Here is a 25386-nt window from a genome sequence, read left to right as displayed (position 1 = left end):
GAATTAAGGTCTTAAATCACGCCCAGGTCTTTACCGATGCGGATAAAGGCGTCAATAGCTTTGTCCAGCTGTGCGCGACTGTGTGCAGCCGACATTTGGGTGCGTATACGGGCCTGACCTTTAGGTACTACCGGGAATGAAAAGCCGATCACATAGATACCCTCTGCTAACAGGCGGTCGGACATTTCTGAGGCTAGTTTAGCATCGCCTAGCATAACCGGGATAATAGCGTGGTCTGCGCCGGCCAGTTCAAAACCTGCCGCCGTCATTTTCTCGCGGAAATACTGACTGTTCTGATTGAGTTTGTCGCGCAGTTCATCGCCTTCACTGAGCATTTCCAGCACACGAATAGAAGCCGTTACTATGGAAGGGGCCAGTGAGTTGGAAAACAGGTAGGGGCGCGAGCGTTGGCGTAACCATTCCACTACTTCTTTTTTGGCTGCAGTAAAACCGCCAGAGGCACCGCCCAGGGCTTTACCCAAAGTACCCGTGATAATATCAACACGATCCATGACGTCGTGATATTCATGGGTTCCGCGACCTTTTTGTCCGACAAAACCAACGGCATGAGAGTCATCGACCATGACCAGTGCGTCATATTTATCGGCCAGGTCACAAACGCCTTTGAGGTTGGCAATGACGCCATCCATAGAAAACACACCGTCTGTAGCGATCAATTTATGTCGGGCGCCGTCGGCGACTGCTTTTTGCAGCTGTTCTTCTAACGCCTGCATGTCATTATTGGCGTAGCGGTAGCGTTTTGCTTTACACAAGCGAACGCCGTCAATAATACTGGCGTGGTTCAGCGCGTCACTGATTATGGCGTCTTCCGGACCTAGTAAAGTTTCAAACAGGCCCGCATTGGCATCAAAGCATGAGGAGTAGAGAATGGTGTCTTCGGTGCCTAAAAACTCACTCAGTTTTTGCTCCAGCGTTTTATGGATGTCCTGCGTACCGCAGATGAAACGCACTGAAGCGACCCCGAAGCCGTGCTTATCCAGGCCATCTTTGGCTGCTTTGATAAGCTCAGGGTGGTTCGCCAGGCCCAGGTAGTTGTTGGCGCAGAAGTTTAATACCTTGTCGTGGTTGACTTCGATTTCTGAGTATTGCGAGGAAGAAATAATACGCTCTTTTTTAAACAAGCCCTCTTCGCGCACTTCTTCAATCTGCTCACGTACCTGTTGGTAAAAATCGTTCTTCATCCTCGACCCTCTGAATAGTAGTAGGCGTATGTATTGCTCTATTTTACGCGGCTGCGACAGAATTATCATCCCTTTCTCTCAGATTAGACGCTGGTCAGAGGAAAGAGTATGATTCGCGGTAACTATGAGCGAGTGGAAATTGCTATGCATAAAAAAGCTATTTACCCCGGAACCTTTGATCCTATCACTAATGGGCATGCTGATCTTATTGAGCGTGCGGCCAACCTGTTTAGTGAAGTTGTCGTAGGAATTGCATCGAGCCCGAGTAAGAAACCTCTGTTTGATCTCGATAAGCGCGTCGATCTAGTGCGCGCTGTCACTGAACATCTCCCTAATGTCAGTGTGATCGGTTTTTCCGGGTTACTGGTTGAATTTGCCCGCGAACAGGAAGCGACTGTGCTTATCCGCGGCTTACGCGCGGTTTCAGACTTTGAATATGAATTTCAGCTGGCGAATATGAACCGGCGGTTACACCCGGGTCTGGAGAGCGTTTTTCTGACGCCGTCTGAAGAAAACTCATTTATTTCCTCTACCTTAGTCAAAGAGGTGGCGCTACATCATGGTGATGTAACCCAATTTACTGATGCCCGGGTGGCCGAAGCTTTACAAAAAGCCCTGCACGAAGGTTTGTAAAGCCTATCTTTTTAGCTGTAAAAGGGCTATCATCGGCGACCAAATTCTGACCGTCAGCAGGGGCTTATTCTTGCCGTCAGCGCCGGTCATGTTCGAATACCATAACTTGTAACAGACTGCACCCTCAGGAGTCGTATCATGACCGATCTGGATCTGAGCCAATATGGCATTACAGACGCCACGGAAATTGTTCATAACCCGTCGTACGATAAGTTGTTTGAAGAAGAAACACGTATTGACCTTCAGGGTTATGAAAAAGGCACTGTCACCGACACAGGTGCAGTCGCAGTGGACACGGGAATCTTTACCGGGCGTTCGCCAAAAGATAAATACATTGTTCGTGATGATACGACCCGGGATACCGTCTGGTGGTCAGATCAAGGTAAGAATGACAATAAACCTATTGAACAGGATACCTGGAACAGTCTAAAGGGCTTAGTGACCCAGCAACTTTCTGGCAAGCGCTTGTTTGTGGTAGACACTTATTGCGGTGCGAATGCAGACACTCGTCTTGCCGTACGTTTTATTACCGAAGTGGCCTGGCAGGCGCATTTCGTTAAGAACATGTTCATTCGCCCGACCGCTGAAGAGCTGCAGACTTTTGAGCCTGATTTTATTGTTATGAATGGCGCTAAATGCACCAATCCAAACTGGAAAGAGCAGGGCCTGAATTCGGAAAATTTCGTTGCCTTTAACCTGACCGAACGTGTTCAGCTTATCGGCGGTACCTGGTATGGCGGCGAAATGAAGAAGGGCATGTTCTCGATGATGAACTACTTCCTGCCGTTACGCGGCATTGCCTCTATGCATTGCTCGGCCAATGTCGGCGAGAAAGGTGATGTAGCCATTTTCTTTGGTTTGTCCGGAACTGGCAAAACAACATTGTCGACGGATTCCAAGCGTCAGCTTATCGGTGATGATGAGCACGGCTGGGACGATGACGGTGTATTTAACTTTGAAGGTGGTTGTTATGCTAAAACCATTAACCTGTCGAAGGAAGCTGAGCCGGATATCTACAATGCGATTCGACGTGATGCTCTGCTTGAAAACGTAACAGTGCGTGATGATAGCAGCGTTGATTTTGATGATAATTCAAAAACCGAGAACACCCGTGTTTCTTACCCGATTTATCACATCGACAATATCGTACAGCCGGTTTCTAAAGCGGGCCATGCCAAGAAAGTTATTTTCCTGACCGCAGATGCTTTCGGTGTCTTGCCGCCGGTCGCTAAACTGACTAAAGAGCAGACTAAGTATCACTTCCTGTCGGGTTTTACCGCTAAACTGGCGGGCACAGAGCGTGGTATTACTGAGCCTACGCCTACTTTCTCCAGCTGTTTTGGTGCTGCATTTTTGAGCTTGCATCCAACTCAGTATGCAGAAGTTCTGGGCAAGCGCATGCAGGACGCCGGCGCGGAAGCTTATATGGTGAATACCGGTTGGAATGGCACCGGCAAACGTATTTCCATTAAGGCAACTCGTGCCATTATTGATGCTATTCTGGATGGTAGTATTGAAGATGCTGAGTTTGTTAATCTGCCTTATTTCAATGTCGCTATTCCAACCGCTTTGCCAGGCGTGCCGGATAATTCTATTCTGGACCCGCGTCAGACTTATGAAGATGCGGCAGAGTGGGAAGAGAAGGCTAAAGATCTGGCGGCGCGTTTTATTGTGAACTTTGAGAAGTTTACTGACAACGAAGATGGTAAAGCGCTGGTTGCAGCCGGGCCTCAGTTGTAATTATGCTTCGTAACAAAAAAACCGGCTCCGGCCGGTTTTTTTGTGCCTGTTTTCCATTTATAACGTCATTTGACCGGTTGTCATTTTTTTAATGATTTATTGTCTGGATGTCTTTACGCTAGAAGCAGGAAATAGCAAATAAAAATATAAACACAAAGGTGGATGTGTGCAGATTGAAATTAAAAACTTAATTAAGGAATATTCTACGGTACGCGCTGTAGACGACGTTTCCTTCACGGTGGAGGCTGGCGGAATTGTTGCCTTGCTGGGCCCTAACGGTGCAGGTAAGTCTTCGCTCGTGCGTATGTTGGTCGGTCTTACCGAACCTGACTCAGGCAGTATCAGGGTGCATTGGGATGGGCAGGAATTTGCCCATTTGCCAGATGGCAGTTTTGGCTATCTTCCGGAAGACCGGGGCCTGTATCAGGACCGTACGTTGCGTCAGAACCTGGTGTATATTGGCCAGTTACGTGGTCTGAGCAAACAGCAGATAGATGAGCAGCTGGAAATCTGGCTACAACGCTTTGACCTGACGGAAAGAGCCAATGAGCACTTAAAGCAATTGTCGAAAGGCAATCAACAGAAAATACAGCTGATAGCCACTTTGATGCATAAGCCGCCTGTATTGATTCTGGATGAACCTTTTTCAGGACTGGATCCGGTCAATCAGGAACATGTACTGGATGTACTTAAAGACTTAAAAGCAGCTGGGGTTACTATCCTGCTAAGTGCCCACCAGATGGACCTAGTGGAGCGTTTAGCCGATCAGTTTATACTGATGAACCTGGGCTCAGTGATAGCATCCGGGCCTATTGATGCCATTCATCAACAACTGGCAGAAACCCAGCATATACGTTTTACTTTTGCTGAGTCAGTAGAACCTCAGGAACTGGCTAACCTGCCTTATAACAACTTAAATGCGAGCAATACTGAGCGGACTCAGTACTCGGCTGAAGTGGATTTGAACGCTTCCTTGCAGGATTTACTGCAGCAAACCGCGCAGTGTGGACCGCTACAGGAATTTCGTCGTTACCGACAGCCATTACATGACCTGTATCTCTCAGCAGTGCGGGGCGTGAATAAGGCGTCGAAGGACAAGGAGGTAACCCTATGAAATCGGTTTATATGACACGGGTACTGCGCGTCGCGCGTTTTGAATTCCTGCGCTTTTTTAAGTGGAAGCAGGAGCTGCTGACTATAGGTCTGATGGGCGGTGGCTTTATTCTGGCCATGCTCTGGCCTTTCATTATGGGTCTTTTTGAAAGCGAACAACGCATTGCAGTGATAGCCGAGGGCGAGTTGCCCCGCGCACAGCAGGTTGAGTTTGTACGCATGTATTCTGCCGATCGCGAGCGTATCCTGCAGTCGCTTGGCGACGAGTGGGATGGCCTGCTGGAAGTGGAAGGTTATGATTTAACTTTACAGGTTGAGAAAAGCGCCTCCTGGCAGGATCAGGTAAGACCGGTGCTGACCGACTGGATGCAGCAACGTAAGCTGGAATCTTTAGAACTGACTCAGGAGCAGCGTGATTTCTACACTGAGGACGTGGATATTCACATGGTTTACACCTCGCGTCTGGAGGAAGAAGATGCGGCTGCGGCAGAAGAAGAACGGCGTGGGCGTGGGCTCATTACCGGTGGCATATTATTGCTGTTATTTATCGGCGTTATGAATGGCTTTGGCCTGTTGATGTCCGCTATTACGCAAGAAAAACAGCAGCGTGTGACTGAGCAACTACTGACCTTGTTGCACCCTCAGGAGTGGATGGACGGTAAGATACTCGGGGTCACTATGCACAGCGTTAAATCCATGCTGATTACGGCCCTGCTGTTGCTACTACTGATGAATGGTATGCATATGATCGTGGCAGGAGGCATGCTGAGCATTCCTTTAAGTCTGATTATCCTGCTGAACTCTATAGTATTTCTGTTGCTGGGGCTGCTACTGGTCAACAGCTTCCTGGCTGGGTTTGCTGCTACCATTGATGATCCCAATCATTCGTCGCGCAGCATTGTGATGTTTATACCTATGCTACCGGTGATTGTCAGCTTGTCCATTATAGGTTCGGCAGACAGCGGACTGGCTGTTTTCTTAAGCCTGTTTCCACTCACTTCTTTTGCCGCTATGCCAATTCGGGTTGCTGAAGTAGGCGTGCCCTGGTGGCAATGGCTGATAGCGCTGGGATTAATGCTGGCCACCTTGTATTGGGCACGTAAGCTGGCGGCGCGGTTATTCCGGCTGGGTATTACTATGTATGGTAAAGAGCCAAGCTGGAAAGATATCTGGCGGGTAATTGCAAATACCTGATTAATGCTTGAATGAATAAATGATAATCATTATCATCTGCTTACCTCTGGATCTTATGAATAGGTGATAATGATGACAAATATTGCACGGGTATTAGCGGTTACAGCTTTGCTTTGGGGGGCTGCAGCAACGGCTCATGATGACAGACTTGAGCATTATGAAGCGCTGCCAGCAGACTCGCTGGAGCAGGCTGTCAGTAACCTGAAAAGCCATAACCAAAAGCTAGCAACTATCTTGCAGCAGGAAGATATATCAGCAGAAAACATGGTACAGATACATGAGCTTACCTATACGCTGGAAGTCGCTTTAGAGCGATTGCAGACAGAACTGGCGCAAACCGCGGACGTGCTTGAGGAAGTGCACCTGGGCTCGGAAACCATGGATTATGACAGAGTCCGTGAAGAAGGGGCCCGTTACCTGCAGGTTATGCAGCAGTTATTAGGAAACTAAAACAGCGTTAACAGTGACGCTTTTAAAAAGATCCCCTACGCTGAAATGCACGGACTTGTGTAGCGCAGGGGATCCTTATGTCAGAGCGTAGAATTTATCAATCCACTGAACGAGGTGGTGTGCAACTGGGTGCGAGCAGCGAACGCTGGCATCTGGAGCCAGATCATATAGATCTCTCACCTCATCATCGCCCCATTGGCAAGTTATTCTGCATTCATACAGATGAAACTCCCATCATAGAAGACACCCGGCGCATGGCTCTGGTCATTGTTGATATGCAAAATGATTTTTGTAGTCAGAGTGGCTGGGCGGATCAGGCGGGTTTTGCTACCGAACGTTGTCGCAGCGCAATTCCTGGAATTCAACGTACGCTAGAATGGGCGCGTGAACATGACCTTTGGGTTATCTGGATAGGCTGGGCGAACCGCGAAGACCTCAGGAATTTAGGTCCGCCGACTTTATATCAGTATAAAAAAAGCATCAAAATGCGCGGTATTGGCGAGTCCATGAACGATTATAAGGCTTTGCTTTCGAATACCTGGGGCACCGAGATTGTAGAAGAGTTAAAACAAAAGCAACGCGATTCGGATGTCGTTGTGGACAAAGTACGCACCAGTGGCTTTTACGGCACTCACCTGGATCAGATTTTAAGGACTCAGGGCTTCAGTACTCTATTATTTGCTGGTATTAATACGGACCAGTGCGTTACGACTACCATGGAAGAGGCTTGCTTTCGGGATTACAATGTCATTCTGATAGAAGATGCTACGGCCACATCCAGCCCGGACTTTTGTAAACAAGCGGTTTTGCACAATACTCGTCTGTGCTGGGGATTTGTAACTGATAGCAAACGTTTGCGTGCGGCGCAGCAGACTGAACGCCGGGAAATTAAACCCGAGGCTGGGGCGGATACTCCGGATGATGGTTAATCATAAATAGAATTAAGGAAGCAGAATGAGTAGTAAAGCGGCGACTTTTAACTGGCAGGACCCTTTCGTTCTGGAGCAGATGCTGAGCGATGATGAACGTATGATCGAAGACACCGCCCGGGCTTACTGTCAGGATAAGTTGCAGCCACGAATACTGATGGCAAACCGTAATGAAGTTTTCGACCGCGAGATCATGACCGAGCTGGGCGCGTTGGGTTTACTGGGTGCTACTTTGCCGGAAAAATATGGCTGTGCTGGTGTCAATTATGTCAGTTATGGTTTGATTGCTCGGGAAGTTGAGCGGGTAGACAGTGGTTATCGTAGCGCTATGAGCGTGCAAAGTTCACTCGTAATGTATCCGATTTATGAGTTTGGTACCCAGGCCTTGCGGGATAAGTATTTGCCTAAGCTCGCCAGTGGCGAATGGGTGGGTTGTTTTGGTTTGACCGAACCCGATGCGGGCTCAGATCCTGCGAGCATGAAAAGCAGAGCGCAGCGCGTAGACGGCGGTTATTTGCTGAATGGCAGCAAGATGTGGATTACCAATAGCCCTATTGCTGATGTGTTTGTGGTCTGGGCTAAGCTGGACGGCGATATCCGCGGTTTTGTACTGGACAAAGACATGCCGGGTCTGAGTGCGCCCAAAATTGAAGGTAAGTTCAGCTTGCGTGCATCCATTACCGGCGAAATTGCGATGCAGGATGTTTTTGTTCCTGAAAGCAATATCTTCCCCGATATCAAAGGCCTTAAAGGCCCTTTCAGTTGCCTGAATAAAGCCCGCTACGGCATTGCCTGGGGTGCCTTAGGCGCGGCTGAATTCTGCTGGCATGCCGCCCGCCAGTACACACTGGACCGCAAACAGTTTGGCCGTCCTCTGGCCGCCACTCAGTTGATACAGAAGAAATTAACCGATATGCAGACCGAAATCAGCCTGGGGTTGTTAGGTTGCCTGCAGGCGGGAAGACTGGCCGACAGCGACCAGCTGGCGCCGGAAACCATCAGCCTGATCAAACGAAACAGTTGTGGCAAGGCACTGGATATCGCACGTGCTGCCAGAGATATGCATGGTGGTAATGGCATTTCCGATGAATATCATGTCATACGCCATGTTATGAACCTGGAAGCGGTGAATACCTATGAGGGCACGCACGATGTGCATGCGCTGATTCTGGGGCGGGCGCAAACTGGCATTGCCGCATTTGGCTGAGCTCAATTTGCCTGTCGAAGTGGGCTCCTTGATATGGGTCAATCCGGAATATGGCAAAAGCTATAAACTGATGCCATGGAACCTCTTGAAGGGAGCAAGTTATGAGTGTTAAAAATTCACCCGACAAACCTTTAGTCTATGCATGTTCAGGTTCATCCAACCTGGCGCAGTTAGCCAATGATTTGGCACTTTGGCTGCACAATCAGGAACTGGGTTGCATGTCGAGCATAGCCGGAGTGGGTGGGCGTGTGCCTAAACATGTGCAGATAGCCTGTTCGGGGCGCAATATTCTGGCTTTAGATGGCTGTTCACAGCAATGTGTAAAACAGTCGTTAGCTCAACATGGAGTGATTCCAACCTGGCATATCCGACTGGACACGCTCGGCTTTCAGCATAAGAGCAACGGCTCATGCTCCCTGGCGGAAACCTTCATGGCTATGCAATATGTGTGCGAAACAATGGGAATAGAAGCCGATGACACCTTCAGCGCCCACCTGCATACTCCTTAAATAACTTTTGAATACTGTTGCTGCTGGTTTTCCAGATAAGCATCAAAGGCACTGCAAATAATACGGATCCAAAGCCTTCCGTGGTTAGTTACCTGTATTGAATCATGACTCAGCTGCACCAGACCGTCTGCAATATAAGGCTTCATTTTTTCCAGACTGGATGCAAAGTAAAAATCAAAATGAATGCTCCACTTAGCGGCAAAGTCGCTTTTATTCAGTTCAAAATGACATATAAGCTGAGCGATTAAATCGGCTCTTATTTTATCATCCGGGGTGAGGTGAATGCCTTTATTCACTGGCAGTTGTCCATTTTCGATGCGCCGGTAATAGTCTTTTAAATCTTTTTCATGTTGCCAGATAACGCCATTGACCTGGCTTATAGACGACACACCTAAACCTAACAGAGCGTCCTGACCATGCGTAGTGTAGCCCTGGAAGTTACGCTGTAACTGTCCCTGGCGTTGAGCTTGAGCGAGACTGTCATCAGCCTTGGCAAAATGATCCATGCCAATAAACTGATAACCCGCTGCAACCAGGGTTTCAATGCCCTGCAAGTGCAAAGCCTGCTTATCTTGTGCTGATGGTAAGCTGGCGTCTTTGATCTTACGTTGCGCCGCAAAACGCTGCGGCAGGTGTGCATAACTGAACAGCGAGATGCGATCTGGATTTAACTGAATGACCTTGTCCAATGAATAGCTGAAATTATCCGTATTTTGCAGCGGTAAGCCATATACCAGATCCAGGTTAATAGAACTAAAACCCAGGCTTCGGGCTTCCTCTATCAGGTTGCCAACCAGTACTTCACTTTGCACCCGGTTGATAGCTATCTGTACTTGTTCATTAAAGTCCTGCACGCCGAAACTGACCCGATTGAAGCCAAGTTTGCGAAGGTGTCTTAATTTTTCTCTTGAACAACTACGGGGGTCAATCTCAATACTGACTTCTTCGGCTTTGTGGGCATCAAAAGCTAACTCTTCAGCCAGCATTTCCATAAGCCTGGTTAATTGTTGCAGAGTCAGAAAGGTCGGGGTGCCCCCACCTAAATGCAGGTTACGGCACTGACGTTTGCCGAGCCGCGTTTTGTAGAAACGCATTTCCTGCTGTAAAGCGTCTAAATAGGTATCGGCTTTATGCTGATGGCGAGTAACTATTTTATTGCAACCACAGTAGTAGCAAAGCTCATGACAAAAAGGGATATGCACATAAAGACTGAGCGGGTCATCGGAACCCTCAAGTGCCTCTTGCACCTGCTGTTCAGAAAAAGGAGCCTGCAATGCCAGTGCGGTTGGGTAGGACGTGTAGCGGGGTCCGTTAATATTGTATTTAGCAATAAGTTCAGGTGACCAATGAAAACCTGGCATGTGAGCTCCTTGGTTAGGGTAGAAGCCTAGCTTAGGAAATTTGTTGCTCAGCTGTATTGATCTGCCACAAAAAAGCCCGGCATTAAAAGCCGGGCTTGAGTACTTTCAACGATTTTAGTCGTTCAGTCGTTCCGCATGAGGTAACTCATGATCCGGAATGCCTTCAGCCTGCTGCACCAGATAGAAATCCATCCAGCGCATAAGACGCTCTGCGTAATCCAGTTGTGAACCTGTGCGCTGGTTGCCGTGACCTTCGCCGGGATAAAGCACCAGACGTACCGGCACGTTGTCATGCACCTTCAGGTAGCGGTAAAGCTCCATAGACTGGCTGGGGTGAACCCGGGTGTCTTCTTTGCCGTGCATGATCAGAAGCGGGGTACGTCCTTGCTCAGCCCAGTAAATAGGGCTGCGCTCCAGATACCAGTCCCATTTATCCCAGGGATAGCTGCGCGCATGCACCAGGTGCATCTCGTTTGGAATATCCGTAGTACCGAATTTAGACAGGTTATTGCTGATACCGACAAACATCACGCTGGCAGCAAAGTGCTCAGTCTGTTTAGTGGCGCCCCAGGCAGAAGCATAACCGCCATAGGAACCACCGGTAATACCCACTCGATCCGGATCGGCCAGACCAATTTCAACCAGGTGTTCTTTGGCATCTACGATATCGTCAAACTCTTTGCCAGCATAATCGTTCTGACCGAGCTTGCTGAAGTTCACACCACGCCCGGTACTGCCCCGGTAGTTCGGAAAGAAAGTCGCGTATCCCTGCTGTGCAGCATACCAGGTTGGGGTGCTGTAACGGTCATTCCAACCATTACGTATGTGAGCCTCAGGACCGCCATGGATGGCCATGATCACGGGTACCTGCTGTCCCTCCTGATAGTCTAGTGGATATACCAGGATACCTTCCAGGCGCAGACCGTCACGTGCTTCGTGCACTATGGTTTCCTGACGCGGCTGGCGCACATCGGCTAACCAGGGGTTAGAGTCGGTCAGACGTTGTAGATTGCCGTCGTTATGACGATAAACCTCGGATGGATGCGCAGGTGTATTAACCAGCAGGGTCAAGTCACCGTTGTCTGAACTATCGGCAAGACGGGAAATTATTACCTGACCTTTTGCAATCAGTGTGCTGCGCTCATTGTTTTGCAGGTTTATACTGACCACTTCGGTTTCGGTGCCAGTTTCGCCCATGAACAACAGGTTCTGGTTGTCCTGCCAGTGCAAATCACGGATATGGCCTGCGTAACCGGGTACTAGATCACGTACTTCACCAGTTTCCAGATTGGCATGATATAAACGCCCTTCTGCCGGGTCATGTTTGTCTTCAGCACCAATAACTGCCAGTTGTGAACCATCATCTGAAAACGCAGAACGCCCTAACTTACCTTCAGTGTTGAGGCGAACTATCTCGTTACCCTCGGTATCAATGATGACAAAAGAACTGCGCATTAAGTCGTCATCGACAAAGGGAGTAGGAGCTACGCGTAGCAAAAGCTGTTGATGTTCAGGGCGAACACTGGCGGACAGCACATGTTCGTCCAGCTCAATGAGCTGAGGTTCAGCATCTTTATCGTTCAGGTCCTGAATAAAGACCTGGCCCATGCGCAGTTCTTCTTCATAGACTTCGGCACGAAAACCTTTTTTGGCTAGTTCGTCGGCTTTCTCAGGGCCAGCTTCACGGGTGGTAAAAGCGAGCCAGCTACCGTCAGTGCTCTGTGAAAAACTGCTGATAGCAGTTGCGTGTTTGAGCAGCTTACTGGATTCACCACCTCGCAGCGGAATGCGGTAAAGGTTGGTATGTTCATCGTCACCACGAGTGGACAGGTAATGTATGTATTTTTCATCGTGACTGAAGGCGATCTGACCGATACGAACTTCGCCAGTGATAAAAGGAATGCTTTCACCTTCTTTATCGAGCACGTATAGTTCTACGTGTGAGGGGCCATCGTCTTCCTCATAAGCTGTACGTGGTCGAACCTGCGTGTACGCGGTATGACTTCCGCTGGCGGTGGCAATTGCCTGGTTAACCCGTTTACTTTCTACTATATCCTGTAGCGTTATCTCTTTAGCCTGTGCAGCACCGCTGATAGTTAGCGCGGCCCCCAGGCAGAAGGTTATGAGTCTGGCCATGAGAACTCCTGAATTATTATGATTATGAATTTACATTATTGAGTGTAACAGGAAATTCAGATGGCTTGCTATTTGCACTTGCTATTTGCAAGTAAATCTTCACTGGCTAGCCGAATCCAGTAACGAAAATAAGTGTCTATAGCATAGACAACGAGAGAGAAATTATGAAAGCAGTACCGATCTTAGCAGCCAGTGCCTTAGTGTCTTTGGTTGCGTGCCAGCAAACCCCTATTCTGGAAAGAAACCCGGGGGCTGAGCGTGCCAGTTATAGTGAGTGGACCTGCGATGGAGAGAAGGTGTTGGCCCAGTTCTATGGTGCTCGGGTGGTTATCAGTGATAGTCGCAGTTCGCGCTGGCTGGATCGTGGCACTCAGGTAGGGAAAGTGTTCCGCGCTGAAAATGCAGAGTTTCGTTTTCGTGGAGACAGCGCAACCTGGACCCGGGGCGATCAGACCTCGGACTGCGAAGTGCGGCCATTGCCTGAAGAGTGGCAAGAAGCTAAAGCTGATATGCGCGGTCCCTTGCGTTTCATGGCCCGGGGCGAGCAACCACAATGGTTATTAAAAATAACCGATAAAGACGTTTTCTTTGAAGTGCCTCAGGAAGAGCAGTACCGACGCCTGCCAGCCAGTGAACCGGACTATTATCTGGATATGTGGACTTACGATATCCAGACTCGTGAGGACCGCATGCGTGTACAGATTACCGATGGTTTATGTCGTGATCCACGGACCAGCGAGCCATATCCATCTACGGTTCGTGCTACCTGGAATGATCAGGTTTTTCGGGGTTGTGGACGTTGGTTGGCAAAAGGTGATTATCGTCCTTAAACAATAATGCTCCACGCGCTATCATGCGCACCTGAACCATAGTTTGATGCATTAAGTGCTTACGTTCGTCTAGATTGAGGTCCAGCGCATCCGCTCCGGCACTGAAAACTACGCGCACGATAGCATCACTTTGCACTTCAGCGAGTCGCTGCTGCATATCCCGTTCAACAACCAGGTAGTCAGCCAGTTCAGCTTTAAAGTGATCGATTTCACGGGCAACCGCGGCCCGGAACTCACGCGATGTGCCGCTTCGTTCCTGAAGCAGAAGACGGAATACACTGGTGTGATTGCTGACAAAATACATAAAAGTTTCCAGAGAAACGTTGATAATGGAACCACCGTCTTCAATTCGCTGTCTACTTTGACGTAAGAGCTGACGTAAAGCCAGGCCGCCTTCGTCAACCAGAGTTAAACCCAGCTCTTCCATGTTCTGGAAGTGGCGGTAAAAGGAAGTGGGGGCTATCTGGGCTTCACGGGCAACTTCACGCAGACTGAGACTGGAGAATGATATTTCAGCACTCATCTGATTCAAAGCTGCATCAATAAGAGCGCGCCGTGTTTTTTCTTTTTGTCGTGCTCGGATGCCGGACATGGTGGGTCAACCTTATTATCAATAGCTTGGGCTGCTGGAAGGGCAAGGGCAAAGTGTATCTTTGCCAGAGGTTAAGATCAATTTGCAAAACTTCACTTGCAGTTTTGCACAAACCTAGTTACATTCAGCGAACAGTTGTAAGCTGAATTAAATCTTAAAGGTACTTATGAAAAAAGCTCCCATCCTATGGCTCAATGTAGCTGTTTTTTCCATCACATTCGCTATCGCCGCTATTGGTGTGCCTTGGTACGGGCTCACTGTCGGTTTAAGCGCGGGATTATGGTGGGCAGCGCTGGGCTTGTTCTGTTATGCCGGCCTTTCGATTACTGCGGGATACCATCGTTTATGGTCCCACCGCACCTATGATGCTCATTGGAGCGTACGTTTGTTGTTCGCCTTAGGTGGCGCATTAGCGTTGCAAAACAGCGCGTTGCACTGGTCTTCGGATCACCGTGAACACCATAAACATGTAGATCATGATGACAATGACCCCTATTCAGCAAGTCGTGGCTTCTGGTATTCGCATATTGGCTGGATGCTGCGTGAGCATCAGGAAGACAGTTACAACGATTACGCTAATGTAAAAGATCTGCAGCGTGACCCTATTGTTATGTGGCAGCATAAGCATTACCTGGCATTGACCCTGGGCATGAACTTTGGTGTGCCGCTATTAATAGGTCTGCTAATGGGAAATGTAATAGGCGCCTTGTTGTTGTGTGGTTTTCTGCGCCTGGTGATAGGTCATCACACCACGTTCTTCATCAACTCGCTGGCCCATATCTGGGGTACGCGTCCTTACACCGAGCGTAATTCAGCCCGTGACAATGGCGTTTTAGCCTTTGTCACCTTTGGTGAGGGTTACCATAATTTCCACCATATATTCTCTGGTGATTACCGAAATGGCATACGTTGGTATCAGTTCGATCCGACTAAGTGGCTGATTCGTGGTATGAGCTATGTAGGTCTGGCGAGTAAACTGAAACGGGCTTCTGAATATCAAATTGAAAAAGCGCGTCTGGATATGATGTGGCGACGCTTGCAGGAGCACCGGGAAACTTCGGCAGAGCGCTTGCAGCACGAGTATGAAGACTTACTGAAACAGGCAAAAGCCTACTATCAAAGTAAAAAAGCCTTATTGGATGCGCGAACACAGGTATTCAAAGATCAGGTTGAACATTCATCGTTAGCTGCCCGTTACCGGGAGTTGAAAACTGAATTCCGGCAAGAGCGCAGACGCTGGCGTCGTATGGTAAGGGCTGCTCTATAGCAGGGATTAAACTTTACTTTTCACTTGTTTTGAACAATAATTAACCGCGTACTTCAGTTGTTGACAGTATGCGGTTTTTTTATGTGAGGCGATTATGGAAGTTAATTATATTGGTTCCGGCAGCATAATGAATAACGGCCTTACCGGTATGCATCGCGGCAGTGATCAGGTGAATGAAGCCAGTTCCGAGATAGCCCGTGAACCTGTGCGTCGGCAGGAGCGTGAGCAGGTTCTTGAAGCACAACAGGCTGTACAGCGTCAGGATGATCGGATTGCCGCTCGTGCAACGGAAGAAACAGGCATTAGCCCTGATGCTATTACCCGTGAACTGATTAACCTGAATGAGGGGGAAATGGTATTTCGTGCCAACGCCCGTTCAATTGAAGCAGCTCAAAGTACTTTTGATAGTCTGATGAGCATTCGTCCCCAATCAACTGAAATGCGTTAACGCGTTATGAATATCACGACACCGCCAGTCAGCTTTTTACCGACTACGGCTGCTCAGCCTACTGATGTGATGCGTCGTGACAACCAGATGCGTGAAATCGTCACGCAAATCAACCAGAATGAAGCCTCCCAACGTGAGCGCGGTATGGGCTCTGACTCAGAGCGCTCGCCTCAATCTTCTAATAACAGCTACGCGAACCAACTGGCAGACGCACGGGCGGAAGCTGGCTTTCCTCGTATTCAGGAGCGCGATGGCCAGCGCGAGAACGGTCGCGGTTCTGAACAACAGCAAGAGCGAACGCGCGAGGAAGAGAACGAAGAGCCTGAGCTGCAGGAATTACGCACACGTGACCGCGAAGTACGTCAACATGAAGAAACTCACGCCAGTATTGGCGGCCGCTATGCCAGTAGCCCACAATATGAATTTGAAATGGGTCCGGATGGTCGTCCATATGCAGTGGCCGGCCAGGTAAATATTGATATAACACCAATACCAGGTGACCCTCAGGCCACCTTGCAAAAAATGCAGATTGTCAGACGCGCGGCTATGGCACCCACTCAGCCCTCCGGAGCGGATCGTCAAGTTGCTCAGGAAGCCAGCCTCCGGGAAAATGAAGCCCGTACTGAGCTACGTCAGGAGCAGATGACGGAAATTCGTGAGGTTGGGAGTGCTGGTTTTAGTGAGCTCAATAGTGACTGGGCAGTACCACAGAATGCAGTCACCCCGGCTGTAGCCCCCATTATTACCCGGCGTATGGAAGATGGAAGTTATGATGGTACCGGAGTTAGCGACGGTTATCCGGGCTTTGCCGAAGTTGATGCCTTGATGTCAGCTCGTGGCGATCGTATCGAGCGTTTTTATCAGGGCAGTTATCGCCCGAATGAGTCTTTCTTATTAGGTGTTGCTTAACAGCCTGCCAATCTACCCTATCAAGGTTTCAATTATCCAGTACCAGGCTGGAATACTGAGCACACTGAACAACACCCCATAACCAATAATAGCGGATACCAACGGTGGGCGGAGACCCGCTGCCATGGCTATCGCTCCGGCGGTTATCATTGGCGGCATAGCGGCTTCTAACAGTGACACTTTCACGGCCAGTCCGTCTAGTCCGGCCACTAACATGAAGCTTAACGCTAAAAGCGGCATCAATATTAACTTAATCCCCAGGCTGGAAACAAAAGGCGAAATGTCCTGACGGGGTATGCTGAGCCTTAACTGTAAACCTACCGCTATCATCACAACAGGTACCAAAGTAGCTGCAATGCTTCCGATGATTTGCTCAATTGTTAGCGGGTACTGACTGCCGCTAAAGAGTAATATCGTAGCTAGCAGCAAAGCTATGAAGGGGGGGAATCTGAGTATTTGAAGTAGCAGTTGTGTCGCTGAATAATTTTTTCGGTCGTCGTCTTTGGCGTACCAGCTGGCAACAAAAGTGGCGTAGAGAGCCAGGCCTATAAAAGACCCTAGCTGATCGTAGAGCACCGCATAGACCAAACCCTCAGTACCATAGAAGCTTTCTATAATAGGAAAACCCAGGAAAGAGGTATTTCCTAATGGCACCACTACCATTAGCGCACCTGTTACTTCCCGCGACCAATTGCAAAAATGAGCCAGGAGTAAAACCAGCAGTGCGCTGAGAATAAGCATGGCCCAGGGGGTAATCAGTGGAACCCAGAGCGTCGAGTCTATAGTTAAGCGAGGTACATGCAGCAGTACCATGGCTGGCACTGCTACATTTACCACGTATTTATTAAGTAATGGCCCGGTTTTTTCAGGTAATACGCTTAACTTCTGCAGTAGATAACCTGCCAGTAAAAAGCTTAATACCACCGCAAAACCGCTCATCAGAGTGCCTTACTTTTTCTTCGCGTTAGCAAAAGCGTCTGCCAGTGCATTCCCCATTACGGCATTCGTAGGTTCTGCTTTCTGAGCGCGCTGCCGATTAGCTGCAGCTGGCGCTTTATTCGGACGCTGGCTTTTTGGTTTAGGACTGCGTGGCGAATTATTGCTATCAGGGACAGGCAATTCATCGTCAAGTCGCATGCTCAGGCTGATTCTTTTGCGTGGAATATCGACCTCCATGACTTTGACTTTGACCACATCGCCCGCCTTAACAACATCATGCGGATCTTTAACAAAGCTTTGGGACAGAGAGGATATATGTACCAGCCCGTCCTGATGCACGCCGATATCGACAAAAGCACCAAAATTAGTGATGTTGGTGGCGACACCTTCTAAAGTCATACCCGGCTTGAGATCTTTTAAAGTCTCTACACCTTCTTTAAAGGTGGCTGTTTTGAACTCAGGGCGCGGATCGCGGCCAGGTTTTTCCAATTCCTTTATAATATCGGTAACCGTAGGCAGGCCAAAATTGTCATCGGTATAGTCTTTAGCTTCCAGTTTACGCAGGAAACCGATATCGCCGACAACGTCTGTGACGGCACGGCCATTTTCGGTCGCTATGCGGGCGGCAACAGGATAAGCTTCGGGATGCACGGCTGAGGCGTCCAGTGGGTTAGTGCCATCCATTATACGCAGGAAACCAGCCGCTTGTTCATAAGCTTTTGGACCCATACGAGCGACTTTCAACAGTGCTTTACGCTCTTTAAAAGCACCTTCCTTGTCTCTGTGGGTAACAATATTTTGCGCCAGCACCCGACTTAAACCTGAAATGCGCGCCAGCAAAGGTACAGAGGCAGTATTCACATCGACACCTACGGCGTTCACACAGTCTTCAACAACCGCATCCAGACTGTCAGCCAGTAACGACTGACTGACATCGTGCTGGTACTGACCAACACCAATCGACTTAGGTTCAATCTTAACCAGCTCAGCCAGTGGGTCCTGTAATCGACGGGCGATAGAAACTGCACCACGATAGGATACGTCAAGCTCCGGAAATTCTTTGGCGGCCAGTTCAGAGGCTGAATATATTGAAGCCCCGGCTTCGCTGACCATGACTTTAGTGAGTTTAAGTTCAGGGGCCAGCTTCATCAGTTCCCCAACCAGTTTATCGGTTTCTCTTGACGCTGTGCCGTTACCAATAGCGACCAGTTCCACTTTATGCATGGTGCAAATTTGCTGCAAAGAGCGAATGGTCTTATCCCAGGCATTTTGTGGTGCATGTGGAAACAGGGTGGTATGGGTAAGTAGTTTGCCGGTGCCATCTACCGCCGTTACCTTAATGCCAGTGCGCAGCCCTGGGTCAATACCCAGGGTCGTACGCTGACCTGCAGGAGCTGCCATTAACAGATCTTTAAGATTAGTCGCAAACACATTAATAGCCGCTTTTTCAGCGTTTTCGCGCATATGGCCCAGCAGGTCGGTTTCCATGCGGGGTAATATTTTGATGCGCCAGGTCCATTGTACGACCTGTTGACGCCAGGCATCTGCCGGGCGCTGATTAAACTGAAGGTTGAAATGGTTAGCAATCACACCTTCGTAACGACTACTGCGCACATTTTCGTCCTGGTCAGGGTCAGTTTTTAACTGCAACTGAAGGATACCTTCGTTACGACCGCGAAGCAGTGCCAGGGCACGGTGCGACGGTACCTGATGCAAAGGTTCCTGATATTCGAAGTAGTCGCGGAACTTAGCGCCTTCCTGCTCTTTGCCTGTCACCATAGATGAGCTCAAAGCGGCCTCTTTCCATAGCGAGGCGCGAATATTTTTGAGCAGAGCGGCGTCTTCGGCAAAGCGCTCCATCAAAATAAAGCGGGCACCTTCAAGAACCGCTTTATTATCGGCAAAACCCGCTTCGCTATTTATGTAGTCCGCCGCCAGCGTATCGGGAGTCTGAGTGGGGTCATTCAGCAAGGTATCAGCCAGTGGCTCAAGCCCGGCTTCAATAGCGATCTGACCTTTAGTGCGTCGTTTCGGCTTAAACGGCAGGTATAGGTCTTCGAGTTCAGTTTTTGATGCGGATTCGTTGATTGCCTGCTGTAATTCGTCTGTAAGCTTGCCCTGGTCATTAATGCTCTTAATGATAAAGGCGCGGCGTTCATTTAATTCACGCAAATAGGTCAGGCGCTGAGCCAGGTTACGTAGCTGAGTATCATCTAACCCGTCAGTGGCTTCTTTACGATATCGGGAGATAAAAGGAACGGTGGCACCGTCATCAAGTAGAGTGATGGCGGCCTGAACCTGGGCAGGACGAACGTTAAGTTCCTGCGCAATAGTGTAAACAACGTGCGTCATGAATTCTCTCTGCTATCTTTAATTCGAAAGGTTTAAAACTGCCCTGCATCATAGCACAGGGACTAACGCCAGGTCGCTAGTCAGATGTTCTTAGGTAAAGGGAGTGGAAAGAGCTTAAAAGTGGGGAGAAAGATGAAAGAATTTATAGTGTCGTCACTTGGTTTTGCACTATTGATGGCAGGCTCTGTGTTGCCGGCCCAGGCGACACCGCCGCCTCATATTGAGGAGCGCAAACTAAGCCTCAATGCGACGCAGCTGGAGCATTTCAGCAGTCGTATGGGAGCCGGGAAAATAAGCCTTAGTGGTGAAGCTGAGCGCACTGATATTGAAGTGCTGGCACGTATTCATTATTACGCTGAAGAAGATATCCGGTTGAACCTGGAGGCGCGTAACGAAGTTGCCTATCTGGAAGCCGGTTTTATCGGTGGTAATTATTCTGGTCAGGAGCCCTATATTGACTTGGTGGTATTGGTTCCAGCACATTTTTCTGCGGAGTTGAATAGTGGCCGTGGAGATATAGAGGTCAGTCAACTGGAGGGCATGGTCCGTATAGAAAATGCGGCTGGCAATGTGTTTGCGCAGAGTACCGGAGGTATTCGGGTGGTAAATGGCAGCGAAGGTAAAGTGAGCACCCGGGACATTAAAGGGCCGGTGCAAATAAGTCAGCGGTCAAAAAATTAAATTAACCCAAAAAAGGAGAGTGACTATGAGCAAATCAGATGCTTATCAACGTAAAGGCGAAGCTCAGGTAGAAAAGTGGAAAGCAGAGCTTGATCAGCTAAAGGCTGAGGCGAAAAATTCCAGCGCAGATGCTCAAATTAGTGCGGAAAAAAAGATGGACGAGTTAAAGAAAAAGATTGATGAAGCACAGAAAGATTAATCAATGTGTTTAGCATCTTTCTGTATAACAAAAGAGGGTCTTACTGACCCTCTTTTTTTTACTTGTTAGACTAGAGCTATCGGCATCGGCAACAGAGGTATTGGTGGCAAAACCGAATAAAAAAGGACCCAAAAGAACCGTACAGATAAGCTGCGCAAAGTGTAAAACTCAGCTTTTTAAATACCGCAAAGGTGGGAAAGGCGCGTTGGTTAAGTGTTTTATCGAGCGCATCCTCGAAGACCATACGATCAAAGCCTGTCACTGTCCCGGCTGTGATCAGGAGTTTGCCCGTGAAACCATGATCCGGGGGACTCCCGCTTATAAGATGATTGGTGGTAAAGTGCATATGAAATAATGGCTGGAAGCCATGTTATACAGCAGACAGGTAGATGACGTTGATGAAAACCAATCTGATAACCGCTGAAGGTTACCAAAAACTACAAGCTGAGCTGGATCATCTGTGGCGTAAAGAACGCCCGGAGACCACGCAAAAAGTAAGCTGGGCGGCTAGTCTTGGCGATCGTAGTGAAAACGCTGACTATAAATATAATAAGCAACGTCTTCGTGAGATTGATCGGCGCATCCGTTTCCTGCGCAAACGTCTGGAGCAGGTCAGAGTTGTCGAATATGACGTACGCCAACAGGGTAAAGTGTTTTTTGGGGCCTGGGTGCGTGTAGAGGACGATGAGGGTCAGCAATTGAGCTTCAAAATTGTAGGGCCGGATGAGATCTATGGCCGCAAAGACTACATATCTATTGACTCCCCCATGGCCCGGGCCTTACTAAAAAAGGAAGTGGATGACGAAGCTACCGTAGCTACACCATCTGGAAATAAAACCTGGTATATCAATGAAATAACCTATTTAAAATCATAAAGTACATATCACTGCCGTATGACTGGCTATAATTTAAGCAACGCTATTTTGTTTGCGAGGTGGGTATGCGCGGTATTGGTGTTTTATTACTTGTCTGGTTACTAACAGCTTGTGCAGCACAGAGTCAACATAGTTCACGTATGGTCGTTGATTGGGAAAAGGTGCAACAGGTAGAGGCTGGTAGGGGCGGCCCCAGTAGTATCATCTGGCTGAATTATCCAAGAAAACAGGTTCCTGTGGATGACACGGAAAACGAATCTTAGGCGACATGCTTTGTAACAAATAATAGTCCCAATTAAGCGCTGGGCCTTTTGCAAATAAGCCTCCGCCGCTCTATATTGAGCTGAGTTCAAACTAGTAGATATTCAGCCATGAGCAATGAAACCCCAAAAATATTAGTAGTCGATGACGACATGAGATTACGCGCCTTACTGGAGCGTTACCTGATGGAGCAGGGTTTTTCCGTGCGTGCAGTGGGCGATGGTAAGCAAATGGACCGCTTGCTGGCGCGAGAAAACTTTAACCTGATGGTCCTCGACTTAATGTTGCCGGATGAAGATGGTATGTCTATCTGCCGACGCCTGCGGGCCAGCAACAGTGAGCTACCTATCATCATGCTGACCGCCAAAGGCGATGAAGTGGATCGTATTATGGGCCTCGAAGGAGGCGCTGACGATTATCTGGCCAAGCCTTTTAACCCGCGTGAATTGCTGGCTCGGGTCAATGCTGTGTTACGGCGTCAACGAAAGGAAGTGCCCGGTGCACCAAGTGACGAGGAGACTATCGTCGAATTCGGTGATTTCTGGTTTAACCTGGCTACCCGTGAAATGCGCCGGGGAGACGAGCCGATACCACTTACCAGCGGTGAATACGCGGTATTAAAAGCCCTGGTCAGTCATCCACGTGAACCTTTATCCAGAGATAAACTCATGCACCTTGCCAGAGGGCGTGATTACAGCGCTTTAGAACGTAGTATTGATGTTCAGGTGTCCCGCTTGCGACGCATTGTTGAGGAAGATGCAACCAGCCCCCGTTATCTGCAAACGGTATGGGGTATGGGTTACGTATTTGTACCCGATGGAACCCAGCGTTAATGTCTTTTCGTTTATTGCCGCGTACTGCTTTTGCCAGGACGGTTGCTCTTATTGCTTTTGTACTGGTAATTAACCAGGCTGTTTCCTATTTTATGATAGCTATGTATGTGGTTAAACCTAGTGTGCAACAGCTAACTTTTCTGCTTGGTAAGCAAATGGAGACGCATGCTTTTATTGATGAGCTGGAGGTTCCTGGAAGCGATCAAATAAGAGCGGATTATCAGTCAATCACCGGCGTTGAAAGATTCACACAGTCCCAGGGTGAGCGCGTCGGCTTGTCGGATACGGTGCACTATCAATTTTTGTCTGGAGAGATGGAGCGGGTTTTGGGGCAAGAAGTAGAAGTCAGGGTCAGCCGGGATGATCACTTCTATGTGTGGGTTAATCTGCGCTCCGAACCTGATATCTGGCAGCGTATTCTGCTGACTGAAATCGATGAGAAACAGTTCTCTCCCCTGATTTTTTACTTGATCCTCATTGGTACTCTGAGTGTGGTCGGTGGTGCATGGTTTGCCCGTTGGTTAAACCGCCCTTTGCGCGACTTGCAGAGTGCTGCACGTAAGATAGGTCGTGGCCAGTACCCTGGCAAATTAGAAGAAAAAGGGGCTACTGAAATCATGCAAGTGACTCGCGCTTTTAATCAGATGGCGCGGGGGATTCGACGTCTGGAACAGGATCGGGCATTGCTGCTGGCAGGCATTTCTCATGATTTACGCACCCCGCTAACTCGCATCCGGCTGGCAACTGAAATGATGCCGTCGAGTGAAGACTACCTGGTTGAAGGTATAGTGCACGATATTGAAGACATGAATGCCATTATCGATCAGTTTATTGATTATGTCAGAGCACGGGATAACGACACATTCAGCGTGGAAGATTTGAACCTGCTTATTCGTGAAGTTGCGGATGCGTATCAGTATACGGATCAGGAAAAGCTGGAATTGCAGCTTTCACCCTTACCTCTGCTACCTATGGAACCTATTGCTATTAAACGCGTGGTAGCTAACCTGATTGATAATGCCAAGTATTATGGGCAATCTCCAGTGGTAGTGACTACAGGGTATAACAAGGAAGAACAGCTGGTCTGGCTGGATATCATGGATTCAGGACCCGGTATTGATCCTGACCGTATGGAAGAGGTATTTGAACCTTTTACCCAGGGAGATATTGCGCGAGGAGGCGAAGGCTCAGGGCTTGGCCTGGCAATCGTAAAACGCTTTGTACAGCTTCACGAAGGCCAGGTAAGTTTAAGCAACCGACCGGAAGGCGGCTTGCTGGTGCACGTTGAACTGCCTTTGCAGCACCAGCGAAAATCAGTCAACGACGCGGTTTAAACCATTCAGAGCGGCAACCCGGTAAGCTTCGGCCATGGTCGGATAATTAAAGGTGGTGTCAATAAAGTAGTCCAGGCAATTACCACCATTCTTTTGTTCCATAATCGCCTGACCGATATGAATAATTTCGGCCGCTCTTTCTCCAAAGCAATGAATACCCAGGATTTCCCGGGTTTCGCGATGAAAGAGCAGCTTCAGGCAGCCAACCTGAGTTTCCGCTATTTGTGCCCGGGCCAGATGTTTAAAGAGCGCCCGGCCGACTTCATAAGGTACTTTCTGGGCGGTCAGTTCTTCTTCGGTAGCGCCTACTGAACTGATTTCCGGAATAGTATAGATACCGGTCGGAATATCGGCGATAAGTTTAGTTTCACAGCTGCCTTCAAGCATAGCCGTTGCCGCAATACGGCCCTGATCATAGGCAGCACTGGCTAACGAGGGGTAACCAATGATATCGCCAACGGCAAAGATGTTGTCGACACCGGTGCAATAGTGTTCGTCTACTTCTACCTGACCACGTTCATTAGGCTTGACGCCTACTGTCTCTAAATTCAGTGATTCGCTATTGCCAGAGCGGCCATTTGCAAATAGCAGGCAGTCGGCGCTCATTATTTTACCGGACTCTGTGGTCATCACGACTTTATCGTCGTGTCCTTCTACTTTTGCATATTCCTCACCGTGGCGAATGACCACACCGCTGTTGCGCAGGTGATAGCTCAGCGCGTCAGAAATTTCAGTATCTAAAAATGACAGCAGGCGGTCGCGCATATTGACGAGATCTATTTTAACGCCCAGGCCGCGGAAGATGCTGGCATACTCGCAGCCAATAACACCGGCACCAACGATAATGATACTGCGCGGGTCATGCTGTAATGAAAGTACAGTGTCAGAGTCGTAAATACGCGGGTGACTAAAGTCGATGTTTTTGGGGCGATAGGGTCTGGATCCGGTGGAGAGGACAAATTTTTCAGCGCTGATTAAATCTTTTGAACCGTCTCTGTTAGTCACCTGCAGGGTATGTTTATCGACAAAGCTGGCTTCGCCATGAATGATTTGCACTGCATTGCGCTCGTAAAAAGAACCGCGTAGTTTGACCTGACGCTGAATAACGGATTCGGTGTGTTTCAAAATTTCGTGAAAGGTCAGGTGTAATGGATGATCCTGACGTGAAAAAAGCGGATTAGAGTTGAATTCGATTAAACGGCTGACCGAATGGCGCAGGGCTTTGGAAGGAATAGTACCCCAGTGGGTACAACCGCCACCTATGCTTTTATAACGCTCGACCATGGCAACTCGTTGCTTGCTTTTAGCGAGCTTCATCGCGGCACCTTCGCCTGCAGGTCCTGAACCAATCACGATGGCGTCGTAGTCATACTTTTTCTTTGCCATGCACCA

Annotated in this window: 26 protein-coding genes; 19 read left to right on the top strand and 7 right to left on the bottom strand. The window is 48.8% G+C overall.

Translation table 11 applies throughout. The features are described from left to right. Nucleotides 1–11 precede the first annotated feature (11 nt). On the bottom strand, nt 12–1202 hold the full coding sequence (locus tag CWE09_RS08735; RefSeq protein ID WP_126803583.1) for a glycine C-acetyltransferase: 1191 nt from the start codon (nt 1200–1202) through the stop codon (nt 12–14). Nucleotides 1203–1346: 144 nt separating this feature from the next. Between CWE09_RS08735 and coaD the strand changes: the two genes are divergently transcribed. From coaD to CWE09_RS08695, 8 genes are all read left to right on the top strand, one after another. Next, the gene (coaD, locus tag CWE09_RS08730) at nt 1347–1835 is read left to right on the top strand and encodes a pantetheine-phosphate adenylyltransferase (protein ID WP_126803948.1); all 489 of its coding nucleotides are present in this window, start codon (nt 1347–1349) and stop codon (nt 1833–1835) included. A gap of 138 nt (nt 1836–1973) precedes the next feature. Continuing rightward, the gene (gene pckA / locus CWE09_RS08725; RefSeq protein ID WP_126803582.1) at nt 1974–3575 is read left to right on the top strand and encodes a phosphoenolpyruvate carboxykinase (ATP); all 1602 of its coding nucleotides are present in this window, start codon (nt 1974–1976) and stop codon (nt 3573–3575) included. Between the two features lie 166 nt (nt 3576–3741). Continuing rightward, nucleotides 3742–4689, top strand: coding sequence for an ABC transporter ATP-binding protein (locus tag CWE09_RS08720; protein WP_126803581.1), 948 nt, complete (start codon nt 3742–3744; stop codon nt 4687–4689). Further along, the gene (locus CWE09_RS08715) at nt 4686–5882 is read left to right on the top strand and encodes an ABC transporter permease (protein WP_126803580.1); all 1197 of its coding nucleotides are present in this window, start codon (nt 4686–4688) and stop codon (nt 5880–5882) included. Before CWE09_RS08720 ends, CWE09_RS08715 begins: the two co-directional genes overlap by 4 nt. Nucleotides 5883–5951: 69 nt before the next feature. Next, nucleotides 5952–6332 carry a DUF6746 family protein gene (locus CWE09_RS08710; RefSeq protein WP_126803579.1) on the top strand — a complete coding sequence of 127 codons (381 nt, stop codon included), beginning with the start codon at nt 5952–5954 and terminating at the stop codon, nt 6330–6332. Nucleotides 6333–6409: 77 nt separating this feature from the next. Next, nucleotides 6410–7261 (top strand): cysteine hydrolase family protein, encoded by an 852-nt coding sequence (locus CWE09_RS08705; protein WP_126803578.1) that lies wholly within the window; start codon nt 6410–6412, stop codon nt 7259–7261. A 25-nt stretch (nt 7262–7286) separates the two neighbouring features. Next, nucleotides 7287–8468 (top strand): acyl-CoA dehydrogenase, encoded by a 1182-nt coding sequence (locus CWE09_RS08700; RefSeq protein ID WP_126803577.1) that lies wholly within the window; start codon nt 7287–7289, stop codon nt 8466–8468. A 101-nt stretch (nt 8469–8569) separates the two neighbouring features. Further along, entirely contained in the window at nt 8570–8977 is a 408-nt protein-coding gene (locus CWE09_RS08695; protein ID WP_126803576.1) for a putative zinc-binding protein, read from the top strand. Here the strand turns inward: CWE09_RS08695 and hemN are convergent. Together hemN and CWE09_RS08685 are read right to left on the bottom strand one after the other, a co-directional pair. Then, nucleotides 8974–10338 carry an oxygen-independent coproporphyrinogen III oxidase gene (gene hemN, locus CWE09_RS08690; RefSeq protein WP_126803575.1) on the bottom strand — a complete coding sequence of 455 codons (1365 nt, stop codon included), beginning with the start codon at nt 10336–10338 and terminating at the stop codon, nt 8974–8976. The genes CWE09_RS08695 and hemN overlap by 4 nt on opposite strands. 114 nt (nt 10339–10452) lie before the next feature. Continuing rightward, nucleotides 10453–12474, bottom strand: coding sequence for a S9 family peptidase (locus CWE09_RS08685; RefSeq protein WP_126803574.1), 2022 nt, complete (start codon nt 12472–12474; stop codon nt 10453–10455). A gap of 164 nt (nt 12475–12638) precedes the next feature. Between CWE09_RS08685 and CWE09_RS08680 the strand changes: the two genes are divergently transcribed. Further along, nucleotides 12639–13304, top strand: coding sequence for a hypothetical protein (locus tag CWE09_RS08680; RefSeq protein ID WP_126803573.1), 666 nt, complete (start codon nt 12639–12641; stop codon nt 13302–13304). Here the strand turns inward: CWE09_RS08680 and fabR are convergent. After that, entirely contained in the window at nt 13237–13896 is a 660-nt protein-coding gene (gene fabR, locus CWE09_RS08675; RefSeq protein ID WP_126803572.1) for an HTH-type transcriptional repressor FabR, read from the bottom strand. The two genes, CWE09_RS08680 and fabR, sit on opposite strands and share 68 nt — an antisense overlap. 166 nt (nt 13897–14062) lie before the next feature. On the opposite strand from fabR, the gene CWE09_RS08670 reads away from it, so the two are divergent. The 3 genes from CWE09_RS08670 (at nt 14063) to CWE09_RS08660 (ending at nt 16520) form a co-directional block, all read left to right on the top strand. Further along, entirely contained in the window at nt 14063–15163 is a 1101-nt protein-coding gene (locus CWE09_RS08670; protein ID WP_126803571.1) for an acyl-CoA desaturase, read from the top strand. 94 nt (nt 15164–15257) lie between these two features. Next, complete coding sequence (locus CWE09_RS08665; protein WP_126803570.1) at nt 15258–15611, top strand: hypothetical protein; 354 nt, start codon at nt 15258–15260, stop codon at nt 15609–15611. A gap of 6 nt (nt 15612–15617) precedes the next feature. After that, nucleotides 15618–16520: a putative metalloprotease CJM1_0395 family protein gene (locus CWE09_RS08660; RefSeq protein ID WP_126803569.1), complete on the top strand. Its 903-nt coding sequence runs from the start codon at nt 15618–15620 to the stop codon at nt 16518–16520. A 12-nt stretch (nt 16521–16532) separates the two neighbouring features. On the opposite strand, the gene CWE09_RS08655 is transcribed toward CWE09_RS08660, so the two are convergent. Together CWE09_RS08655 and CWE09_RS08650 are read right to left on the bottom strand one after the other, a co-directional pair. Beyond that, the gene (locus CWE09_RS08655) at nt 16533–17459 is read right to left on the bottom strand and encodes an AEC family transporter (RefSeq protein ID WP_126803568.1); all 927 of its coding nucleotides are present in this window, start codon (nt 17457–17459) and stop codon (nt 16533–16535) included. A gap of 9 nt (nt 17460–17468) precedes the next feature. After that, on the bottom strand, nt 17469–19811 hold the full coding sequence (locus CWE09_RS08650) for a Tex family protein (RefSeq protein ID WP_126803567.1): 2343 nt from the start codon (nt 19809–19811) through the stop codon (nt 17469–17471). Between the two features lie 132 nt (nt 19812–19943). Between CWE09_RS08650 and CWE09_RS08645 the strand changes: the two genes are divergently transcribed. The 7 genes from CWE09_RS08645 (at nt 19944) to envZ (ending at nt 23994) form a co-directional block, all read left to right on the top strand. Further along, nucleotides 19944–20492 (top strand): DUF4097 family beta strand repeat-containing protein, encoded by a 549-nt coding sequence (locus CWE09_RS08645; protein ID WP_126803566.1) that lies wholly within the window; start codon nt 19944–19946, stop codon nt 20490–20492. Between the two features lie 25 nt (nt 20493–20517). After that, a complete protein-coding gene (locus CWE09_RS14175) occupies nt 20518–20691 on the top strand; it encodes a sll1863 family stress response protein (protein ID WP_157982840.1) in 174 nt (57 codons plus the stop codon). A 103-nt stretch (nt 20692–20794) separates the two neighbouring features. Then, nucleotides 20795–21046, top strand: coding sequence for a hypothetical protein (locus tag CWE09_RS08640; protein WP_126803565.1), 252 nt, complete (start codon nt 20795–20797; stop codon nt 21044–21046). Nucleotides 21047–21089: 43 nt separating this feature from the next. Then, a complete protein-coding gene (gene greB, locus CWE09_RS08635) occupies nt 21090–21566 on the top strand; it encodes a transcription elongation factor GreB (protein WP_126803564.1) in 477 nt (158 codons plus the stop codon). Nucleotides 21567–21631: 65 nt separating this feature from the next. Beyond that, nucleotides 21632–21829 carry a hypothetical protein gene (locus CWE09_RS08630; RefSeq protein WP_126803563.1) on the top strand — a complete coding sequence of 66 codons (198 nt, stop codon included), beginning with the start codon at nt 21632–21634 and terminating at the stop codon, nt 21827–21829. Between the two features lie 108 nt (nt 21830–21937). Then, nucleotides 21938–22660, top strand: a complete 723-nt coding sequence (ompR, locus tag CWE09_RS08625; protein WP_126803562.1) for an osmolarity response regulator transcription factor OmpR — start codon at nt 21938–21940, stop codon at nt 22658–22660. Further along, a complete protein-coding gene (gene envZ, locus CWE09_RS08620) occupies nt 22660–23994 on the top strand; it encodes a two-component system sensor histidine kinase EnvZ (RefSeq protein WP_126803561.1) in 1335 nt (444 codons plus the stop codon). The genes ompR and envZ overlap by 1 nt, the downstream gene beginning before the upstream one ends. Here the strand turns inward: envZ and sthA are convergent. After that, nucleotides 23974–25380 (bottom strand): Si-specific NAD(P)(+) transhydrogenase, encoded by a 1407-nt coding sequence (sthA, locus tag CWE09_RS08615; protein WP_241974323.1) that lies wholly within the window; start codon nt 25378–25380, stop codon nt 23974–23976. The two genes, envZ and sthA, sit on opposite strands and share 21 nt — an antisense overlap. Between the last annotated feature and the right edge of the window lie 6 nt (nt 25381–25386).

Origin of the sequence: Aliidiomarina minuta, from assembly GCF_003987145.1 — a bacterium.
Lineage (GTDB): Bacteria > Pseudomonadota > Gammaproteobacteria > Enterobacterales > Alteromonadaceae > Aliidiomarina > Aliidiomarina minuta.
The sequence above is the reverse complement of the archived record's forward strand: the minus strand, read 5'-3'. Positions and strand labels throughout refer to the sequence as shown.

What these genes read in the sequence shown, in the direction of transcription:
- CWE09_RS08695 (WP_126803576.1), top strand. Translation starts at nt 8,570, where the DNA reads ATGAGTGTTAAAAATTCACCCGACAAACCTTTAGTCTATGCATGTTCA.
- CWE09_RS08710 (WP_126803579.1), top strand. Translation starts at nt 5,952, where the DNA reads ATGATGACAAATATTGCACGGGTATTAGCGGTTACAGCTTTGCTTTGG.
- CWE09_RS08630 (WP_126803563.1), top strand. Translation starts at nt 21,632, where the DNA reads ATGCGCGGTATTGGTGTTTTATTACTTGTCTGGTTACTAACAGCTTGT.
- CWE09_RS08680 (WP_126803573.1), top strand. Translation starts at nt 12,639, where the DNA reads ATGAAAGCAGTACCGATCTTAGCAGCCAGTGCCTTAGTGTCTTTGGTT.
- CWE09_RS08660 (WP_126803569.1), top strand. Translation starts at nt 15,618, where the DNA reads ATGAATATCACGACACCGCCAGTCAGCTTTTTACCGACTACGGCTGCT.
- fabR (WP_126803572.1), bottom strand. Translation starts at nt 13,896, where the DNA reads ATGTCCGGCATCCGAGCACGACAAAAAGAAAAAACACGGCGCGCTCTT.
- CWE09_RS08705 (WP_126803578.1), top strand. Translation starts at nt 6,410, where the DNA reads ATGTCAGAGCGTAGAATTTATCAATCCACTGAACGAGGTGGTGTGCAA.
- envZ (WP_126803561.1), top strand. Translation starts at nt 22,660, where the DNA reads ATGTCTTTTCGTTTATTGCCGCGTACTGCTTTTGCCAGGACGGTTGCT.
- ompR (WP_126803562.1), top strand. Translation starts at nt 21,938, where the DNA reads ATGAGCAATGAAACCCCAAAAATATTAGTAGTCGATGACGACATGAGA.
- CWE09_RS14175 (WP_157982840.1), top strand. Translation starts at nt 20,518, where the DNA reads ATGAGCAAATCAGATGCTTATCAACGTAAAGGCGAAGCTCAGGTAGAA.
- CWE09_RS08665 (WP_126803570.1), top strand. Translation starts at nt 15,258, where the DNA reads ATGGAAGTTAATTATATTGGTTCCGGCAGCATAATGAATAACGGCCTT.
- CWE09_RS08735 (WP_126803583.1), bottom strand. Translation starts at nt 1,202, where the DNA reads ATGAAGAACGATTTTTACCAACAGGTACGTGAGCAGATTGAAGAAGTG.
- pckA (WP_126803582.1), top strand. Translation starts at nt 1,974, where the DNA reads ATGACCGATCTGGATCTGAGCCAATATGGCATTACAGACGCCACGGAA.
- CWE09_RS08700 (WP_126803577.1), top strand. Translation starts at nt 7,287, where the DNA reads ATGAGTAGTAAAGCGGCGACTTTTAACTGGCAGGACCCTTTCGTTCTG.
- coaD (WP_126803948.1), top strand. Translation starts at nt 1,347, where the DNA reads ATGCATAAAAAAGCTATTTACCCCGGAACCTTTGATCCTATCACTAAT.
- hemN (WP_126803575.1), bottom strand. Translation starts at nt 10,338, where the DNA reads ATGCCAGGTTTTCATTGGTCACCTGAACTTATTGCTAAATACAATATT.
- CWE09_RS08685 (WP_126803574.1), bottom strand. Translation starts at nt 12,474, where the DNA reads ATGGCCAGACTCATAACCTTCTGCCTGGGGGCCGCGCTAACTATCAGC.
- CWE09_RS08645 (WP_126803566.1), top strand. Translation starts at nt 19,944, where the DNA reads ATGAAAGAATTTATAGTGTCGTCACTTGGTTTTGCACTATTGATGGCA.
- sthA (WP_241974323.1), bottom strand. Translation starts at nt 25,380, where the DNA reads ATGGCAAAGAAAAAGTATGACTACGACGCCATCGTGATTGGTTCAGGA.
- CWE09_RS08715 (WP_126803580.1), top strand. Translation starts at nt 4,686, where the DNA reads ATGAAATCGGTTTATATGACACGGGTACTGCGCGTCGCGCGTTTTGAA.
- greB (WP_126803564.1), top strand. Translation starts at nt 21,090, where the DNA reads ATGAAAACCAATCTGATAACCGCTGAAGGTTACCAAAAACTACAAGCT.
- CWE09_RS08655 (WP_126803568.1), bottom strand. Translation starts at nt 17,459, where the DNA reads ATGAGCGGTTTTGCGGTGGTATTAAGCTTTTTACTGGCAGGTTATCTA.
- CWE09_RS08670 (WP_126803571.1), top strand. Translation starts at nt 14,063, where the DNA reads ATGAAAAAAGCTCCCATCCTATGGCTCAATGTAGCTGTTTTTTCCATC.
- CWE09_RS08650 (WP_126803567.1), bottom strand. Translation starts at nt 19,811, where the DNA reads ATGACGCACGTTGTTTACACTATTGCGCAGGAACTTAACGTTCGTCCT.